The organism is Polaromonas sp. JS666, assembly GCF_900103405.1.
Lineage (GTDB): Bacteria > Pseudomonadota > Gammaproteobacteria > Burkholderiales > Burkholderiaceae_C > Polaromonas.
Map to the genome: position 1 here is coordinate 381,593 of NZ_FNHX01000005.1, position 17,379 is coordinate 398,971.

General features: G+C 63.3%; 20 protein-coding genes. 5 read left to right on the plus strand and 15 right to left on the minus strand.

The features are described 5' to 3' along the window. Window positions 1-54: 54 nt before the first annotated feature. Entirely contained in the window at window positions 55-1,110 is a 1,056-nt protein-coding gene (locus tag BLQ85_RS15380) for an ABC transporter ATP-binding protein (RefSeq protein WP_074578099.1), read from the minus strand. Window positions 1,111-1,321: 211 nt separating this feature from the next. Here BLQ85_RS15380 and BLQ85_RS15385 point away from each other — a divergent pair, with 211 nt between their 5' ends. Beyond that, the gene (locus BLQ85_RS15385; protein WP_074578100.1) at window positions 1,322-1,990 is read left to right on the plus strand and encodes a glutathione S-transferase; all 669 of its coding nucleotides are present in this window, start codon (window positions 1,322-1,324) and stop codon (window positions 1,988-1,990) included. Window positions 1,991-2,041: 51 nt separating this feature from the next. Here BLQ85_RS15385 and recJ read toward each other — a convergent pair whose 3' ends face one another. Continuing rightward, on the minus strand, window positions 2,042-3,766 hold the full coding sequence (gene recJ, locus BLQ85_RS15390; RefSeq protein WP_074578101.1) for a single-stranded-DNA-specific exonuclease RecJ: 1,725 nt from the start codon (window positions 3,764-3,766) through the stop codon (window positions 2,042-2,044). Window positions 3,767-3,811: 45 nt separating this feature from the next. Continuing rightward, window positions 3,812-4,843, minus strand: a complete 1,032-nt coding sequence (locus BLQ85_RS15395; protein WP_074578102.1) for a hypothetical protein — start codon at window positions 4,841-4,843, stop codon at window positions 3,812-3,814. A 32-nt stretch (window positions 4,844-4,875) separates the two neighbouring features. On the opposite strand from BLQ85_RS15395, the gene BLQ85_RS15400 reads away from it, so the two are divergent. The 3 genes from BLQ85_RS15400 to BLQ85_RS15410 are packed head-to-tail and all read left to right on the plus strand — an operon-like array spanning window position 4,876 to window position 7,428. Next, window positions 4,876-6,129 carry a lipoprotein-releasing ABC transporter permease subunit gene (locus tag BLQ85_RS15400; protein WP_074578103.1) on the plus strand — a complete coding sequence of 418 codons (1,254 nt, stop codon included), beginning with the start codon at window positions 4,876-4,878 and terminating at the stop codon, window positions 6,127-6,129. Then, complete coding sequence (gene lolD / locus BLQ85_RS15405; protein ID WP_371327293.1) at window positions 6,122-6,904, plus strand: lipoprotein-releasing ABC transporter ATP-binding protein LolD; 783 nt, start codon at window positions 6,122-6,124, stop codon at window positions 6,902-6,904. Before BLQ85_RS15400 ends, lolD begins: the two co-directional genes overlap by 8 nt. A gap of 17 nt (window positions 6,905-6,921) precedes the next feature. After that, window positions 6,922-7,428, plus strand: a complete 507-nt coding sequence (locus BLQ85_RS15410; protein ID WP_074578105.1) for a hypothetical protein — start codon at window positions 6,922-6,924, stop codon at window positions 7,426-7,428. 79 nt (window positions 7,429-7,507) lie between these two features. Here the strand turns inward: BLQ85_RS15410 and BLQ85_RS15415 are convergent, their stop codons facing one another. The 11 genes from BLQ85_RS15415 to BLQ85_RS15455 form a co-directional block, all read right to left on the minus strand. Next, complete coding sequence (locus tag BLQ85_RS15415; RefSeq protein WP_074578106.1) at window positions 7,508-7,738, minus strand: hypothetical protein; 231 nt, start codon at window positions 7,736-7,738, stop codon at window positions 7,508-7,510. Window positions 7,739-7,844: 106 nt separating this feature from the next. After that, the gene (locus tag BLQ85_RS24320) at window positions 7,845-8,141 is read right to left on the minus strand and encodes a hypothetical protein (protein WP_139201004.1); all 297 of its coding nucleotides are present in this window, start codon (window positions 8,139-8,141) and stop codon (window positions 7,845-7,847) included. A 92-nt stretch (window positions 8,142-8,233) separates the two neighbouring features. Continuing rightward, window positions 8,234-8,734 (minus strand): DMP19 family protein, encoded by a 501-nt coding sequence (locus BLQ85_RS15420; protein ID WP_074578107.1) that lies wholly within the window; start codon window positions 8,732-8,734, stop codon window positions 8,234-8,236. A 29-nt stretch (window positions 8,735-8,763) separates the two neighbouring features. Further along, complete coding sequence (locus BLQ85_RS15425; RefSeq protein WP_074578108.1) at window positions 8,764-9,045, minus strand: hypothetical protein; 282 nt, start codon at window positions 9,043-9,045, stop codon at window positions 8,764-8,766. Between the two features lie 71 nt (window positions 9,046-9,116). Next, complete coding sequence (locus tag BLQ85_RS15430) at window positions 9,117-9,416, minus strand: hypothetical protein (protein WP_074578109.1); 300 nt, start codon at window positions 9,414-9,416, stop codon at window positions 9,117-9,119. 86 nt (window positions 9,417-9,502) lie between these two features. After that, window positions 9,503-9,958 carry a GNAT family N-acetyltransferase gene (locus BLQ85_RS15435; RefSeq protein ID WP_074578110.1) on the minus strand — a complete coding sequence of 152 codons (456 nt, stop codon included), beginning with the start codon at window positions 9,956-9,958 and terminating at the stop codon, window positions 9,503-9,505. A 9-nt stretch (window positions 9,959-9,967) separates the two neighbouring features. Then, window positions 9,968-10,327, minus strand: a complete 360-nt coding sequence (locus BLQ85_RS15440; RefSeq protein WP_074578111.1) for a VOC family protein — start codon at window positions 10,325-10,327, stop codon at window positions 9,968-9,970. 78 nt (window positions 10,328-10,405) lie between these two features. Next, window positions 10,406-11,419, minus strand: a complete 1,014-nt coding sequence (locus BLQ85_RS15445; protein ID WP_074578112.1) for a SecDF P1 head subdomain-containing protein — start codon at window positions 11,417-11,419, stop codon at window positions 10,406-10,408. Between the two features lie 197 nt (window positions 11,420-11,616). Beyond that, a complete protein-coding gene (locus BLQ85_RS15450) occupies window positions 11,617-12,381 on the minus strand; it encodes a hypothetical protein (protein ID WP_139201005.1) in 765 nt (254 codons plus the stop codon). Window positions 12,382-12,409: 28 nt separating this feature from the next. Continuing rightward, the gene (locus BLQ85_RS24325) at window positions 12,410-12,637 is read right to left on the minus strand and encodes a hypothetical protein (RefSeq protein WP_139201006.1); all 228 of its coding nucleotides are present in this window, start codon (window positions 12,635-12,637) and stop codon (window positions 12,410-12,412) included. Window positions 12,638-12,972: 335 nt separating this feature from the next. Further along, complete coding sequence (locus tag BLQ85_RS15455; protein WP_074578114.1) at window positions 12,973-15,891, minus strand: autotransporter outer membrane beta-barrel domain-containing protein; 2,919 nt, start codon at window positions 15,889-15,891, stop codon at window positions 12,973-12,975. Between the two features lie 492 nt (window positions 15,892-16,383). Between BLQ85_RS15455 and BLQ85_RS15460 the strand changes: the two genes are divergently transcribed. Continuing rightward, complete coding sequence (locus BLQ85_RS15460; protein WP_074578115.1) at window positions 16,384-16,605, plus strand: glycine zipper 2TM domain-containing protein; 222 nt, start codon at window positions 16,384-16,386, stop codon at window positions 16,603-16,605. A 63-nt stretch (window positions 16,606-16,668) separates the two neighbouring features. Here the strand turns inward: BLQ85_RS15460 and BLQ85_RS15465 are convergent, their stop codons facing one another. Further along, window positions 16,669-17,373: an SDR family oxidoreductase gene (locus BLQ85_RS15465; protein WP_074578116.1), complete on the minus strand. Its 705-nt coding sequence runs from the start codon at window positions 17,371-17,373 to the stop codon at window positions 16,669-16,671. Window positions 17,374-17,379: the final 6 nt, after the last annotated feature.

Sequence of the window (17,379 nt, forward strand, 5' to 3'; positions counted from 1 at the left end):
GGAAATCTTCTTGCGAAGGGGCGGTTGGAAACGGAGGTACAAAAACAAGCGGTGTCAGGCCGGGGCCGCGGCGCGCAGCGTGTGCGCCGCCTCGGGCGCCCACGACAGCTGCACCGCGTCGCCGGGCGCATAGGGCCGGGCCGCAAACGCCGCCTCGGGCAGCATCACCGACAGCTCGGCCGTGCTGCTGGCGGTGTGCGACACGCCCGGGTTCTGCAGGCCCAGCAGCACATAAGTGCCCTGGTATTCGACATCGGTGACCACGGCACGCCGGTTGTGCGGCGCATCGGGCGCGGCCTCGCCGGCCGGGGTGATGCGCATGTGGTCGGTGCGCACGCCTATGCGGCCCGCCGGCGTGTCCAGCACGTTGTGCCCGCCCATGAAGCGCGCCACGAATTCGCTGGCCGGGCGGTTGTAAATCTCATGGGGCGAGCCCTGCTGCTCGATGCGGCCGTGGTTCATCACCACCATGGTGTCGGCCAGCGCCATCGCCTCTTCCTGCGAATGGGTGACGTGGATAAAGGTCAGGCCCAGCTCCTTCTGCCAGCGGCGCAGCTCGGCGCGCATCTGGATGCGCAAAAACGGGTCCAGCGCCGACAGCGGCTCATCGAGCAGCAGCACGCGCGGCTGGGTGATCAGCGCTCGCGCCAGCGCCACGCGCTGCTGCTGCCCGCCCGAGAGCTCGGCCGGCTTGCGTTCGGCCAGGTGGCCCATGGCCACCCGCTCCAGCAGTTCCTGGGCCTGGCGCCGCCGTGCCGCCTTGTCCACCCCTTTCATCTTGAGGCTGAAGGCCACGTTGTCCAGCGCCGACAGGTGCGGGAACAGCGCGAAGCTCTGGAACATCATGGCCGTGCCCCGGCCGGCGGCCGGCAGGTCGGTGATGTTGCGGTTTTCCAGCAGGATGTCGCCGCTGGTGACCGACTCATGGCCCGCCATCATGCGCAGCGTCGTGCTTTTGCCGCAGCCCGAGGGCCCCAGCAGGCAGCAGTAGCTGCCGCCGGCAATGCGCAGGTGTATGCCGTCCACCGCCGGCCTGTCTTGCTGCGCATAACGTTTGGTTAGCGCGACGGCTTCAATGGCGGCGGGCGCGGGGCTGGCAAGGGCGTTCATGCCGCCCTTGTGTGCAAGGCCTGTGCCAGCTTTGTACGCGATTTCTCAGAAGATTGTGTACAAAATGCCTGTTTCTGGTGCCCGGTTGCCCCTGCGGGGTGCAAAAGCGGCCGGCCGCGGTGCGCGCCCTGGCGACTGGGGCGGCTTCAGGGCGGTGCGGCATGGCCTACCATGCGTTCATCTCATCGCTGATGTCCAACGGAGCCACCCCTTGATCACCCTGCACCACCTGAACAACTCCCGCTCGCAACGCATCCTCTGGCTCATGGAGGAGCTGGGCCTGCCCTATGAGATCCTGCGCTACCAGCGCGACCCCAAAACCATGCTGGCCCCGCCCTCGCTGCGCGCCGTGCACCCGCTGGGCAAGTCGCCGGTGATCACCGACGGTGAACTCACGCTGGCCGAATCGGGCGCCATCATCGACTACCTGGTGGGCCGCTACGGCGCCGGGCGGCTCGCGCCCCCCGCCGGCACGCCCGAGCACCTGCGCTACACCTACTGGCTGCACTACGCCGAAGGCTCGGCCATGCCGCCGCTCTTGCTCAAGCTGGTCTTCGACAAGATCGAGAACTCGCCCATGCCGTTTTTTGTGAAGCCGATTGCACGCGGCATCGCCGGCAAGGTCAAAAAGACCTTTATCGAGCCGCAGCTCAGGCAGCACCTGGATTTTCTTGAAATGTCGCTGCCCCAGGGCGGCTGGTTTGCCGGCAAGGAGTTCAGCGGTGCCGACATCCAGATGAGCTTCCCGCTGGAAGCCGCCGCCGCGCGCGGCGGGCTCAACGAAAGCAGGCCGGGTTTGATGGACTTCCTCGCGCGCATACACGCCAGGCCCGCCTACCAGCGCGCGATAGAGCGCGGCGGGGAGTTTGAGCTGCAGTGAGGTCCTCCTGCGCCTTTCCCCGGAGGGGGAGGGGCGCTCCACCGGCAACACTCAGATTTCCGCGCCCTCGACCAGAAAGCGCACGCGCTTGACGCCCTGCCATTCATCGGCATCCAGCCGGAAGGCCAGCTTGACCCGCGCCGGCAGCGCTTCGGTATGGCCGAACCAGATGCCGTCCACCGGCTGGCCCTGGTGCTTGAGCTTGAGTGCCAGGTGTTTTTCGCCGACCAGGCGCTGCGACACCACTTCCACCACCTCGCTAAAGGTGGGCGCGGCAAAACCCTGGCCCCAGACCTCCTTGTGCAAGGTGTCGACCAGGTCGGCGCGCCGGTATTCGGGCGCCAGCGGGCCGTCGGTGTCCATGCGGCGCGTCAGCGTGGCCGCGTCCAGCCATTCATGTGCCACCTGCTGCAGCGCCTGCTCGAAGAGCTCGAAATTTTCCTCGGCGATGGTGCAGCCCGCCGCCATCGCATGGCCGCCAAAACGCAGCAGCACGCCCGGGTGGCGCTTGGTCACCAGGTCCAGCGCGTCGCGCAGATGGAAACCCGGAATCGAGCGGCCCGAGCCCTTGAGCTCATGCTCCTTGCCCGGCGCCTGGCTGGCGGCAAACACAAAGGTCGGCCTGTGCAGCTTGTCCTTCACGCGCGAAGCCACGATGCCGACCACGCCCTCGTGGAATTCCGGGTCGAAGATCGCAATCGCCGGCGGCGGCTCCTCGTCTTCATCGATCATCGCGTCGGCCGCCAGCTGCGCCTGTTCGCGCATGCCGGCTTCGATGTCGCGGCGCTCGCGGTTGATGCCGTCCAGCGTCTTGGCGAGCTCTTCGCCGCGCGCCGCATCGTCGGTCAGCAGGCATTCAATGCCCAAGGTCATGTCGCTGAGCCGGCCCGCCGCATTGATGCGCGGGCCCAGCGCAAAGGCAAAGTCAAAGGTGGTGGCCGCGCCCGCCTGGCGCCCCGCCGCGCTGAACAAACCGGCCAGCCCGGCCGGCAGATGGCCCGCGCGTATGCGCTTCAAGCCTTGCGCCACCAGGCGGCGGTTATTGGCGTCCAGCTTCACCACGTCGGCCACCGTGCCCAGTGCCACCAGCGGCAGCAGCGTATCAAGCTTCGGTTGATTGGCCGCATCAAACACACCACGTTCGCGCAACTCGGCGCGCAGCGCCAGCAGCACATAAAACATCACGCCCACGCCGGCAATCGACTTGCTTTCAAACGTGCAGCCGGGCTGGTTGGGGTTCACGATCACATCGGCCTCGGGCAGCACCACCAGGCCGTCTTTCAGCGCCGGCAAGTGGTGGTCGGTCACCAGCACCTGCATGCCCAGCGCGCGGGCGCGCGCCACGCCCTCCATGCTGGCGATGCCGTTGTCCACCGTCACCAGCAGGTCGGCGCCGCTGGCTTTCACGCGCTCGGCAATCGGCGGCGTCAGCCCGTAGCCGTCGGTCACGCGGTCGGGCACCAAATAGCCCACATCGCGCGCGCCCAGCAGCCTGAGGCCGCGCAGCGCCACGGCGCAGGCGGTGGCGCCGTCGCAGTCGTAATCGGCCACCACACAGATCTTTTGGCCGGCGGCCATCACATCGGCCAGCAGCTTCGCGGCCTCCAGTGCGCCGCGCAGCGACGAAGGCGGCAGCAAGCGGCCCAGGCCGTCGTCGAGTTCGTCGGCCGAATGCACGCCCCGCGCCGCATAAAGCTGCGCCAGCAGCGGGTGTATGCCGGCCTGCTGCAGCGCCCAGACGCTGCGCGGCGGGATTTCTCGTACCTGGATTTTCATGAAGGGGTTTTCAAACTCTCTATATATATGAGTGGGTGCCAGGGCTTACAGCCGCTCCAGCACCGTCAACAAAGGGGTGGGCGCCAGGCTGGCCGCGATTTTGGCAAATAAGCCTTGGTGCGCTGTCTCAAAGGTCGTTGCGCCGCGTTCGCCGCACAGCGTCAGCCGCACGGCCTCGCCCGCGCGCTGGCGCGCCAGCAGGGCGGCAATCTCGTTCGCATCCAATGCAGCCCAGGCCTGGGCATAAGCTGCCCAGTCGTCGGCAAACACCGCCTGCGCCAGGCTGCGCGGCATGGCCGGCATTGAAGGCGCTTCGCCAGCCGTGTAGCCCGCGGCCAGCGCACCCGTGCCGCTGGGCCAGAAAGAATTCACCGGCAGCTGGCGCCGCGCCGCGCGCTCGTCATTGAGCGCATGGGTGTAGAGCAGCATCTGCATCTCGTTTTGCAAAAGCTTGATTTTGCGCGCCGTGCTGTTGGTGTCGCTTTTGTCCTGCTTGGGCAGCCAGGGGTCCACATTGCGGCCCAGCACCCGGTCCAGCGAGGCGGTCGGCAGGCTGCGAAACAGCTCGCCCTCGGCCAGCCAGCGCGCCGGCCCCAGGGCCGGCACATAGTGCAGCGTGATGCCGTCACCCTCAAAATAAGGCTGCATGGCCGCCAGCAGGGCGCGCGATTCGCCCTCTTGCAGGCCCAGCGCGGCCGGGTCCGTCAGCGTCGCATGCTCGCGGCCCATGGCCCAGTGGCAGGGCGTGATCCAGGCCCAGGCCTTGCCCGCAGAGGCGGTGGAAGCGGGCAGGTGCAGCGCCGCATCACGCGCCGCCCAGGGAATCAGGCCGTCAGGCGTGCCCGAATCCGCGATGCCCAGCGCCCGGGCCAAAGCCCGTTCATGCGGCGGCGACAGCGTGTGGGCGTCGGCCTCATCAGTGTGCGCTGACTTCATGCCCCTGAGTAGCTGGGCCAGGCTGCGTGTGCTGTCGGCCGGCAGCGCCTTCATCGCCGGCAGCCAGGCCTCCGCGCCGCAGGCCGCGAAAGGCAGCAGCAGTTGCGGCCCTGTGAAAGGGGTGGGGGAATTGGCTGACATGGGGCTATTGTCCGGGATGCAACAATACCCGGATGCAAATTCCGTATGAACTGATATTGGGCTGGCGCTACACCCGCGCCGGCCGCGCCACCCGGCGCAACGGTTTTATCTCTTTTATCTCGGGTGTCTCCATGCTGGGCATCGCGCTCGGCGTCGCCGCCCTCATCATCGTGCTCAGTGTGATGAACGGCTTCCAGAAGGAAGTGCGCGACCGCATGCTGGGCGTGATCTCGCACATCGAGGTCTTTGCCCCGGGCGGCGTCGCGCTTCCCGACCCGGCCAAAACCCTCGCCGAAATCAAGGCCAACCCGCAGGTCACGGGCGCCGCCACCTTTGTCGCGGCCCAGGCCTTGCTGGCGCGCGGTGAAGACATGAAAGGCACCCTCGTGCGCGGCATAGACCCGGCGCTCGAAGGCCAGGTCACCGACCTCGCCGCCGCCTCGGCGCCCACGCTGCAGAAACTGGTGCCCGGCAATTTCGGCGTGGTGCTGGGCGGCGAGCTGGCCCGCGCCATGGGCGTGCGCGAGGGCGACACCGTCACCCTGATCGCGCCCAGCGGCCAGGTCACCCCGGCCGGCGTGGTGCCGCGCTTGAAGCAGATGACCGTGGTCGGCACCTTTGACTCCGGCCACTATGAATACGACTCGGCCCTGGTCATGATGCACCAGGACGACGCCGCGAAAATCTTCCGCCTCGAAGGCCCGACCGGCATACGCATACGCCTGAAGGACTTGCACCAGGCGCGCGAGGTGGCTTACGAACTCTCCAGAACCCTCAGTGGCGACCTGCTGATACGCGACTGGACGCGCCAGAACAAGACCTGGTTCGCCGCCGTGCAGCTCGAAAAACGCATGATGTTCATCATCCTCACCCTCATCGTCGCGGTGGCCGCCTTCAACCTGGTCAGCACCCTGGTCATGACGGTCACCGACAAGCGCGCCGACATCGCGATTTTGCGCACCCTGGGCTCCAGCCCCAAAAGCGTCATGAAAATCTTCATGGTGCAGGGCGCGCTGGTCGGCGTGATCGGCACGCTCTCGGGCCTGCTGCTGGGCCTGGGCATCGCCTTCAACATCGATGTCATCGTGCCCGCCATCGAGCGTGCGCTCAATGCCAGCTTTTTACCCAAAGACATCTACCTGATCAGCCGCATGCCCAGCGAACCGCAATACGCCGACATCATGCCCATCGTCGTCATCTCCCTGCTGCTGTCCTTTCTGGCCACCATCTACCCGAGCTGGCGCGCCAGCCGGGTCAACCCCGCGGAGGCCCTGCGTTATGAGTGATATGGCCCCCACGCTCCCCACTTCGTTGGGTTCGCTGCCCCCCGAGGGGGCCGCTGCGCCTGCGGCCCGGCAAAGCCGGTTCCGCGGCCCCGGCTTGAATGAAGAGGTCGTCCTCAAAGCCACAGCTCTCACCAAACGCTTCCACGAAGGCCGCATAGACCTCACGGTGCTGCACGGCGTGGACCTGCAAGTCCACGCCGGCGAGACCCTGGCCATCGTCGGCGCTTCGGGCTCCGGCAAAAGCACGCTGCTGCATCTGATGGGCGGCCTGGACGCGCCCACCAGCGGCCAGGTGGAACTCAAGGGAAAAGCGCTGTCGGCCTTGTCGCCCCAGCAGCAAGGCGACTTGCGCAACCAGCATTTAGGTTTTGTTTACCAGTTCCACCACCTGCTGCCCGAATTCAGCGCCCTCGACAACGTCGCCATGCCGCTGTGGATACGCCGCCAGGCGCCCGCCGAATCGTCGCGCATCGCCACCGAGATGCTGGCCGCCGTCGGCCTCAAGGACCGAATCCACCACAGGCCCGCGGAACTCTCAGGCGGCGAACGCCAGCGCGTGGCGATTGCGCGCGCGCTGGTGACGCGGCCCGCCTGTGTGCTGGCCGATGAGCCGACGGGCAACCTGGACCGCAGCACGGCCGATGGCGTGTTTGACCTGATGCTGCAACTGGCCCGCGACCATGGGACGGCGTTCGTGATGGTCACGCATGACGCCACGCTCGCGCAGCGCTGCGGCCGCCAGCTCAAGCTTGTCAGTGGTGTATTGCAACCGTAAACAAGAGGGAGAAGGACATGCTCAAACTGAACTGGAAAATCCTGCTGCTCGCGCCGGCGCTGGCGGTCTTGCTGGCCTCATGCGCGGGCTCGCAAGTCACGAGCAAGGCTGTTGCCGCCACCGAATTCAAGGTTACGGCCGCCCAGGTTCGCTGGGACAAGTTTGACGGCATCACCATGCGCTACCCAGGCAGTGCGCAGATCAATCCCTCGCGCGAGAAAGTGACGCCGCTCCTCGACGCCTTCCTCAAGGGCGCGCCGCGCCAGATCGAGGCTGAACTCGCGAAGAACGGCGTGCCCAAAGGCCCTGCATTCACGGTCGAGCTGACGCCCGGGCTGTTGACCGTCGCGGCGGGCGGTGGCAGGTCTTTTGAGGTTTCAGTGATCGTGCGTGACGCGACAGGCGCCTCGCGCGGCTATATCAGCATCCTGTCTTACGGCCCGGCCGGCATGGAGCCCGATGCTTATGTCGAGTCCTTCAGCCGCATGCTGGTCGCCGAGCTGAAAAAAGCTGGCTGGGTATAAACGGCAGAGCTGGCGCTGGCCTCGCGCTGCGGGCGGTGGTTCAGGCTGGTGTCGGGGCGGGCTTGAGCCCCGGCCAGGCTTAGTCTTTTTTGCCGCCGCGCGGTCCGAGCCGCGACCGTGTGCGGCTGTCCTCGTCGAGTGAATCCCGCCAGTGCTTCAGCTCGTCACTCGCAAGCGGCCGGCCGGGTTCTTCCGTGCCGTGCGGGGCCAGCTTCTCCTGCAAGTCCCTGACTCGCAAAAACTGCCTGAGCGACGCCCGAATCTGGTCGAGCGCAGTACCGCCTTTTTCACGCCTGTCTTTGGGAGCCATGCGCCAGCATATTCGCCGCTATGTCAAAAGACATCCATGGATGTCATCTTTGGATGTAGGACGAGGCTGACACAGCAGGGCCGCGAGGGACCTGTACCACTCAATATCATCTCCGCCACCGCAGGACGGTTTTGCAATAGCCACAAGACTTCGGATTGAAATTTCCAGGCGGAGTGCGGTTGCAGACGGGGCATCGGTACTTTGTTTCACCAATGGCTAAAAGCGTGAAGGCAATACCGAATATCGCAAGCTGCAGCCATGCAGAGGCGGCCATCACAACGGAAACAATTGCCGCAAGCAAGGCAACCATGCCGGGCACAAGGTAGCAGGCAAGCAGCCTGGCACGCAATTTCTGAAAGCGGATGGCCCGCTTTTTGACGTAGTCGTTGCGTGAACGTGCCATAAGGTTTGATGCCGGGGGGTGTGTGAGTTTTCGAAAGGTTCGCTCAATGGAGGGGCTGGTATGAGGGGACTGTTCGTGACTCGAGCCTACAGTCAATCCTCAACATAAAAATACCGGTCCGCGTTCTCGCAAAGATGCCTGACCAATTTCGGAATCCGTTCCCAGTCATCCTGGTAGGGATTGTCCGCCGCCTCATACGCCGCCTCGATGCTGTCATAGTCCAGCGGTGTTTGAACATACTGCGCCAGCATGCGCTCCAGCGCCGCGGTTTCTTCCGGCATGCCCGCTTCGGCATAGGCTTTTGCCGCGGCCTGCACCAGTGCCGGCCCCGAGTTGTCGGTGCCCGTCTTGAATCCCTCGCCGGCGCGGCTGGCTTCCCACAGAAAAATTGAATACACCATCCTGTAGCCGGTTGGGAGCTGGGCCAGCAACTGGTCGGCGTTCTCGACGTCCAGTTCAGACGCCAGCTGGTACATGCCTTCTTCCGGCGTGCCCTCGTTGTCGGATTGCCAGAAGGGGGAAACGTCGGAGCCGGCGGAGCTTGAGGCTTCCTCGACCATCTCGAGGACCAGCGGGGGAATGATGCGTGCCATGTGTGGAGTCCCTTCGGGTGCAGCGCAGCTTATGCGCCGAGCATTCTGCTCACCGAGCCATAGCGGTAAAACGCAAAGCCGGCCATCAACAGCAGGAACAGCACAAAGACAATAAAGGTTTTCCGGTTCTCGCGGCGCGCATAGCGCAAGGCGTCGGCATTCGATGCCTGCAACTCGCTGGCCTGGTCCATGGCCAGCAGGGTCCGGCCCGCGTCTTCGGCGTTCATGGCCTTGATGTCCGCGATCAGCGTGTTCTGCTCTTTCAGCAGGTCACGGATCTCCGATAGCAGCGCTGTCTGGTTGTTGTCCATTTTGTTCTTCTCCTCTTTTTCGGTTTTTGTTGGCTAAGTAACGCGGCGGCAAGCGCGGATCCCATTGCGGCTTACCCAAAATACCGCCGCCATATCCCGATCAAAACAAAGCAGAGAACCGCCAGGCCAATGAGTTGAAGGATTCCTTTCGCGCTCACGGACATAGCGCTGGGCCTCTTTGCCGCGGCTTCTTTCTTGAAGTCCGTGAACGAAGCAATGAAATCTTCTTCAAACCTGATCTGGCTGCTGAACTGCTCGTATGCATCCGGCTGGCTTGCGGCATCCACCAAGGCCCGCTCCTGCAAGAGCCGGTCTTTGCGCTTGCGCGCATCCGATAGAGGGTCGGCCAACAACGAACGGAGCTTAGCCATGCACTGTCCTTTTAATTCGAGATGTCCCGCTAGTTGAGGAACGGCGCGGTGATCGAACACTGTAAAGGGTTCTGATGAGCATAAGCCTAGCCCTCGATGGACTTCTGCATAAACACACTGAGCGGATCGTCCGTGTAGTCCCCAAAAGGCCCCCGGCGCTCATAGCCGCAGCTCGCGTAGAGGCGCAGCGCTTCGGGCTGGCTGGGCCCGGTTTCGAGTTTGACCAGTTCGCAGCCGCGCGACTTTGCCGTGGATTCGAGCAAGGCCAGAATTTTCCGGGCGGCGCCGGCGCCCCGGCTTCGCGGGTCTACATACATGCGCTTGAGTTCGCCGTACGCCGGATAGATGACGATGGCGCCGCAGCCAATGGCCTGGCCCTCGGCATTTCGGGCGACGGCGAACACCACATGGGGCTGTTTCAGCGATGCCAGGTCCAGCGAGTGCCGGCTCTCGGGCGGGTACAGCGTGTCCTGGTAGGCGTCCAGCTCGGCAATCAGGCGGATGATTTCCGGCTGGTCTGGTGATTCGAGGGCGATGTGCATGGGATGGCCTTAGCGATACGCCCGGCTCGAAATACTCACTGAATTTTTATCCGGGTCCTTGGCATTGGCGAATGAATATCCATTGGCTTCATGGATGGCGCCGAACTTGAGGCCCCGCTCTGCTGCTTCAGCCACAAAGGCCGCAACGTCCTTTACATGAAACACCAGCTTCACGCCCACCTGCCCGAGCTTCACGGACTTTGCGGCCTGGTGGATCAGTATTCCGGCGCCGTTGTTCAGGGCGCGTAACTCGATAAGCCCTTCGCTCACTTCGCCGGTGGTATTGAAACCAAAATACCGGGCGTAGAACTCCGCGGACTTCCTCATGTCCCTTGTGTAGAGGATGATGTTGCCTAGCGGTGATTCCATATGCCGTGCGACTCCCAAAGCTGAAATACTCGGCTCACCAAACGCCTGCTTGTCATTGCGGTGGTTTGGCAGAATGCGTTACTTCCGCCATCCCATCAAGTTCTCAGATAGCGCGACAGCCTCTTCAAGAGTAGATTTTTCAAGGCACAACATCAACTGCTTTCCAAGGATGCCTTTGACAGTCGCGACGACCAATGCGTCGCCGTTGACGGCAACGGCCAGAACTTTCCCCATATTTTCCGACGACCATTGCTTCAATTGCTCAGCACCAGCGTCGGTGAAAAAGATATGGACCCCAGGCTGTTCAGGCTCCATCGCGGAGAAGTCGCATGAATAGCCTGCTTTTGCCCCATCGATATCTGCTTCCGTGAGGATGGGCGATTTTGCCAACCAAACCGTGCCGGAAGGGCCCGCAATACCGGGCCGCCTGGCTTGTACCATGTCTGGTCGCTCAACAAAACTCGCTGGTACAACCTGCAGAGAGGCTGTAGGCGGGCCCTTTCGGGTGAGGGGCATATCTGTTCGCGTGGCCTTAAGCGCCGTGCCGACTTCGTCCAGCCGAACCCATGCTTCAAGCGGCATGTCCACCCACCAGCAGTCGCCTTCTTTTCGTGTCGAAAGTATGCGTTGTTGCCGGCCGCGGGCCGCTCCAGCCTTTACTGTGTATCCCACAACAAGCTCGTCACCCCCCAAACTAGGGGAGGCATGGCTCAAGACTTGGACGTCGGATACAGAGCCACGAGAATCACCGGCTGCCATATAGCTTGCGACAAACTCGGAGTCGGTCATGAGACGCATTTTTTCGTTGGAGAAAGAGCTTCCCAATACTTTTTCGCGTCGAGCCTGTGACGCCGGAGCGTAGCGATCCTCCAGCATCCGCTGAGCGCGCAGGCGAAAGCTGTTCAGCGACCTCCGGGTTAAAAGGGATACGGCCTGGCTTGGTTTGGCGGCGGCAAGGATCACGAAGCGCCGGGCGGCCTCTTCCGCGCTTTTCATGCATATGGGAGCGCTCCCTTGGGCGTGAGCCATGCCCGCCATGAAGAGTGAGGCCAGGGCGCAGTTGACCAGGATTGGGAAGCGTCTGAAGTTCATGTGAATATCGTTTTTATGACGGGTGCCTGGCGATGGTTCCACATCCGATGTCGGCTCCCAATGCCTGGAGCTTAGCCATATGTTGCCTTTTTTTCGAGATACCTCAGACGGAGGAATGACGCGGTGGCCGGAAGCTGGAAAGGTTTTTTATGGGTGAAAGTTGGACGAGTGTGCAGGCATGGACGCCCTGGATCACATCAGGCGCAGTCATTTTTTTGCCCCTGATTTTCGTTCAAATCGCGAAATGCCCGTAGCCATCTCGAGGTGATCTCTTGTACCCTAAGCCCGGAATCCGCGCTGGTAGATTGATCCACCACGTTGAGCGTTAACAACTTCCCCGACAGGAAGATGATTGAAGCGGCGTTCACCTCCCAGAGATCTTTTTTCATGCCAGCTTCAACCACAGTGACGTTTCGCGTCGTGACATATGAGAAGCTGAAAGTTTCACCGGCAGGCTGAAAGAACCCTTGAAAGCTTTGATGGTAGTTTTTCCTCTCAATGGCCACGCCTCCACTCGCAAGCTTGCGGTCCTGTTCAGCGATTTGCCGTTGTATGTCCTGAGTATTGGTCAGAAGGTCGCCAAGCTGTTTGTGCGCAGCAGCGCGTACTTTCTCAAACTCTTGAGTTGTGTAATCTCCCCCGGGCGGTGTCACCTGAACCGCAATCGCGATAAACGGATACATGTCGCTGGGTTTGCCATCCTGGAAGGCGTGCCACTTTTTTGACTCGACAGAACAGGCGACGAAGACCGCAGTTTTGGGTGTCAGGCCTGCGGCGCGTTGTGCGATTTGCTTGTTCTCGTCGCAGGCGGGTGAAAAGTCGGCAAGCTTTGGGAGCTTGACGGTCGTTGTTCCCAGCGATTTCTCGACGTAGGGGGTGTCGTTACCGGCCTGCGAGATCCAGGGCATTGCGAGTAAAACCAATGCGACGGCTAGCCGTTTCGGGAGGACAAGATTGTTCATAAGGTGGGTGCGATGCAGGCCTCGTACGTCACTTTTCATTGTCTTTTTGTTGTTGTTTGTCTCGCGTACCCACCAGATAGAACCCTACGATGAGAAAGAGGGGGCCAACAACACCGAATACAAAGTTAACAGCTGCCGTTGCCAGGCTATTGCCGCGAGCAATCTGCAGTGCGGGCTGTGTTGCAAGTATCAGGAACGCGCCCGCAACAAGGTATTTCGCACCGCGGATGCCTCTTTCGGGCCAAGGTCGCTTCATCTCATCTCCCTGACGAACAGGTAATCGGTTGGGGCCGTGTGCGGGAAGCACTTCGAAACTGCATCCAAACCCCGTTACTTTGATTGTGAGTATGGGGTGACAGCGTTCGATCAAATCCTCCAGTCGATTTTAGGTGTGCCGTGCGGCGGTCGCCTTCTCAGAATAGACTAGCGAAAGCAAAACGACGGATCCGTTGTACTTAAGCGTCGCTACAGCTGACCCTGCCTGGCCTCACCCCTTGTTGCCGTTTCCTGGCTTGCGTGCAGGCTGTACCACCTCTGCCCACGATTGACAGTCAAAGCTGCCTCCTGAAGCCTGGGCCGTTTACCGGTCCCCTACCAGCGCGCAACCACCCCCAAAGACGCACTCACATCACTGCGCACCGCCACGTCCCCCCCGCCGTTGAACAGCCGGCCGACTTCGCCGTACACGCTCCAGGTTTTGTCGATGGCCAGGGTTGCGCCCACGGCTGTTTCGGCCCAGCTGCCGCCGCTGCGGGTGCTGACGTCCGTGGTCGCGGCGCCGCTGCCGAAGCGCGCGGTGTCCAGCCCGCTGGAGGCGCGGTAGAAGTTCAGCCGGCCATAAGGCTTGAGAACGCCCACGTCGGTGCTTGTTTCGGTCTTCACGCGCACGCCGATGCGTGTGGTCAGGCTGTCGGGGCTGTCCTGCTGCACACCCGCGTTGGAGAGGGCCAGGTCGTCCAGCTTGATGTGCTGGTGGACCAGCTGCAGCTGCGGCTCCACACTCCAGCCATTGCCCATGGCAAAGGACTGGCCGATTTCTATCGAGGCCAGCAGACTGCTGCTTCGGGCTGAAGACCAGGCGCTGCCCGTGGGCCGCAGCGTGTAGTCCTGGTAGCCGGCCTGCAGCACCGCGTCGGCGTAAAAGCCGCTGCCGTTTTCCCAGCTTGCGTAGCCGCCCAGGTAGCGGGCGCGCAGCTTGTTGTTGCCCACGGGGCCTTGCACGCCGCGGGCAAAACCGCTGACCTGCACGCTGCCGTCCAGCGCGCCCACATACACACCGGCGCGCCAGCGGGTGTTGGCAACAAGGTCGGTTCCGCTCTGGAAGCCGTTAAGCCGGCCCGCGCTGTTGGGGTTGGCAAAACCCGGCTGCGTCACGTCGATGTCGGTGGACACCAGGCGGCCCCAGGCATTGCGGCCTATGGCCGGTGTGTCGGTGGCGCCCACGGAGGCATCCCCGCCGCGCAGGTTGCGGTTGCCCAGCATCGCGGTATCGGCCAGGCGCACATGGGTGGGCAGGGCCGACACCAGCGGCACTTCGGCGCGGTAGGTGGGCACGGCGCCTTGGGCCGAGCGCAAATACCAGTTCTGGTCGGCAGTGCCCCGGTAAATGTTGTATTCATAAATGCCGGCGTCCACATGGCCGTTGCTCAGCGCAAAAGCGGTGGCCGTGGTGGTCGCGCCGCCCTGCGCGGTCACCACTTCAATGCCGTTGCCGCTGGTTTGCGCGCCCAGGCCGCCGAGGTTGACGACCTGGATCAAGGTGTTGCCGCTGGCGCTCGCGCCCGCGCCGTTCAAAACCAGCCGGTCGGTCAGGCTGTTGCTGGCGCCCAGCGCGGTGCCCAGGCGCAGGGTGCCGCCATTGCCCACATAGGCGCCGGTCACGGTCAGGTTGGTGCCGGGGGCTGCGCCGACGGTGGACACGGTGCCGCTGTTGTTCAGTGATGGCAGCGTGTGGCCAAAGCCGGCCAGGTCCAGCGTGCCGCCCGCACCCACGGTATAGGCCGAAGCCGCGGCCAGGCGGTTCAGGCCGCTGGCGCGCAAGGTGCCGGCGTTGATGGTGGTGCTGCCGGTATAGGTGTTGGCGCCGCCCAGGACGGTGGTACCAGGGCCGTTGTGCACCACCGAGCCGTTGCCGGCGATCACCGGGTTGAAGGTATAGCTCGCGTCGGTGTGGTTGAAGTTCACGATGCCGGTGCCCGCACCGAACTGCACCGTCGCCACGTTCAGCGTGCCCGCCGCCGTGGCGGCCTGGCCGCTGGCGCCGCCAATGTTGAGTGTGCCCCTGCCGGCCGCATTCAGCGCGACATTGAGTATGCCGGCGCCGCCGTTGCTGGTGACCTGGCCGCCGTTGGCAATCGTCAGCGTGCCGGTGCCGGAGCTTCCCAGCCCAATGTTGTTGGTGGAGACCAGTTGGGAGCCCGCGTCCGACACCAGCGTGCTGGAGGCGGATGTGGCCGCCGTCGCGATATTCAGGGTGCTGACGCTGACAACCCCGCCATCCAGAATGGACAAGCTACCGCCGTGCAAGACGAAGAGGCCTATGCTGTCCCAGCGCGAACCCGCACCCGAGACCAGTACCGTGGCTGTGCCACCCTGCGAAACCACCGGGGTACCGCCCAGGGTCGCGCTATCGCTTTGTATCCTGCCGCCGTTGGTGACGTTGATAAAGGCGGTCCCCCTGGCGACGTTGATGGGATTGCTGATGGCCAGCCGTGAATTGGCGCCCGTCACGTTGAGTGTGCCTGTGGTGCCTGCCACCCCCGCCATGACGAAGGTGCCGACGCTGTTGAAAAAGCCGCCGTTCTCGATGTTCAGGGTGCTGCCCGCCGTTGAACCAATCGTGGTCTGGCCTGCGACGACGTTCATCCGGGAGCCGGCGCCGGTGATGGTCGCACTGGTGTTGTTGCCGCTCAGGGTCAGCCCGCCGCTGCCGGCGCTGCCAAAGGCGATCTGGCCGCCGCCTTCCACACGCAAGGCCCCCGCCGTGACGTTGATGTTGTTGACGACCGTGCTGCCGGTGCCCGTCAGCACGGTGGTGCCCGCGCCGTCCTTGGTCAAGGCTCCGGTGCTGGTCACCCGGCCGCTGATCGTCAGCGGCGCCGAGGCATTGAAGTTGCCGGTGCCGGTGGTCGACAGCGTAAAAGCGCCGGGCGCAATGGTCAGCGCCTTGGTCACGGCCGGGATCAGCGCGGGCGTGGTGATCGTGAGGTTGGCCGTGAGGTTGATGGTGGATGAAGGATCACTATCCGCATTGGCCTGGTTGATGGCCGTGATCAGTTCGGCCTGCGTAGCGGCGGTGTAAGTGGCCGCTCGCGCTTCCTGCAGCGCGCCGCCGGCAAAAACAAACAACAGCGCCGCGGCCAGGGGTGAGAGCTGGGCTGCCAGGAATGAAGAGGGTGCTTGCTTGCCGGGACGCTTGACCGAGGTCTTGCCTTTGCCTGTCGCCGTTTCCGGCACCGCCACCCATGATTGATGTGCCAGGCTCCAGACCACCCGGTAAGAATTGTTCATGTTCACCCCCTGTGTTGTTGAAACCCGACGTCAACAACTACGTCAACATATGATTCACGGTTTTCAGCGCGCGGATCATCGCATGGGAGGCGAGGATTTATAAGAACAAAGTTCGGCCAGTCGGCAATTTCCAACACTGCAAAAACCATCAAAAAAGCGGCTTGCCTTCATGCCAAGGTGGCGCTAGGAATGTGGATATGAATGCGTCCGCAGATGACGCCGACGCACGCAGGTGAAAAGCATGGCACCAGTTGTGCGCGAAATCCCCCAGGCGGATCGGACTCGGTCCGCAGCGATACGGCATTTCGTCCTACACCCCTGAAAAGCCAGCGTCCTAGCATGAATAAACCAGCAATGAAAAGTTCATCGCCCTGGCTTGTTTGCAGGCACGAACGATGAATCGTTCATTCAGGTGAAGGCGGATTGATGGCGTAACCAGTCAAGCGGCATTTATCGCTCTTCAAATTTTCATCCACTTCAAGGAGATAAAAAATGATCAGCATCAAACACAGCGCAATTTGCGCGGCTGCGATTTCACTGGCCGCCCTGACGGGCTGCAGCGGCATGTCGACCCAGGACCGCAACACCATGATCGGCGCCGGTGTCGGCGGTGTGGCCGGCTCGGCCCTGACAGGCGGCAGCGCCTTGGGTACCGTGGGCGGCGCCGCCGTCGGCGGTGTGATCGGCCACGAAGTCAGCAAGCCGAAACGCTAAGCCGCGGCCGGCAAGCCGGGGCTGGCCGGTCCAGCCCCTCCCCATTTTTTTCACGCTCGGCGTTCAGCCCAGCTGCGGTAAATAGCTGGGCCGGGGCGCCGTCAGCCCGCGCTTGACCTGCTGGGTCATCTCATCGCCCAGCACTTCATCGGCGCCGGCCTCCAGGCCGTCCAGCGCGCGTTTGACGATGTCCTCGGGGCTGCTCTTGGGCACGTCGAAATCACGAATCAGATCGGTATCCACATAACCCATGTGCAAGCCCAGCACCTGGGTCTTTTGCGCGGCGAGTTCATGGCGCAGCGAATTGGTCAGCGACCAGGCCGCGGACTTGCTGGCCGCATAGGCCGCGAGTTCACCGCCGTTCACCCACGAGACGATGGACAGCACATTGAGCAAACCGCCGCCGCCATTGGCCTTGAGCACGGGCGCAAAAGCCTTGCTCATGCGCAGCACGCCAAAGAAGTTGGTCTCCAGCATGCGGTGCGAGGTCTCTTCGCTGTCGGCCGCGAGGAAACCGCCCGGCTTGCCCACGCCGGCATTGTTGATCACCAGCGTGACGTCCGAGGCCAGCGCCGCGGCGGCCGCCACCTCTTCAGGTTTGGTCACGTCAAGCTTCAGGGCCTGCACGCCGGGCAGGGTGATGGTGGCCGGGTCGCGCGCCGCCGCATACACCTTGCGCGCGCCGCGCGCCAGCAGCTCGCGCGCAAAAGCCAGGCCTATGCCGCGGTTGGCACCGGTGACGAGGACGACGGAATCTTTGATCTTCATAAACTT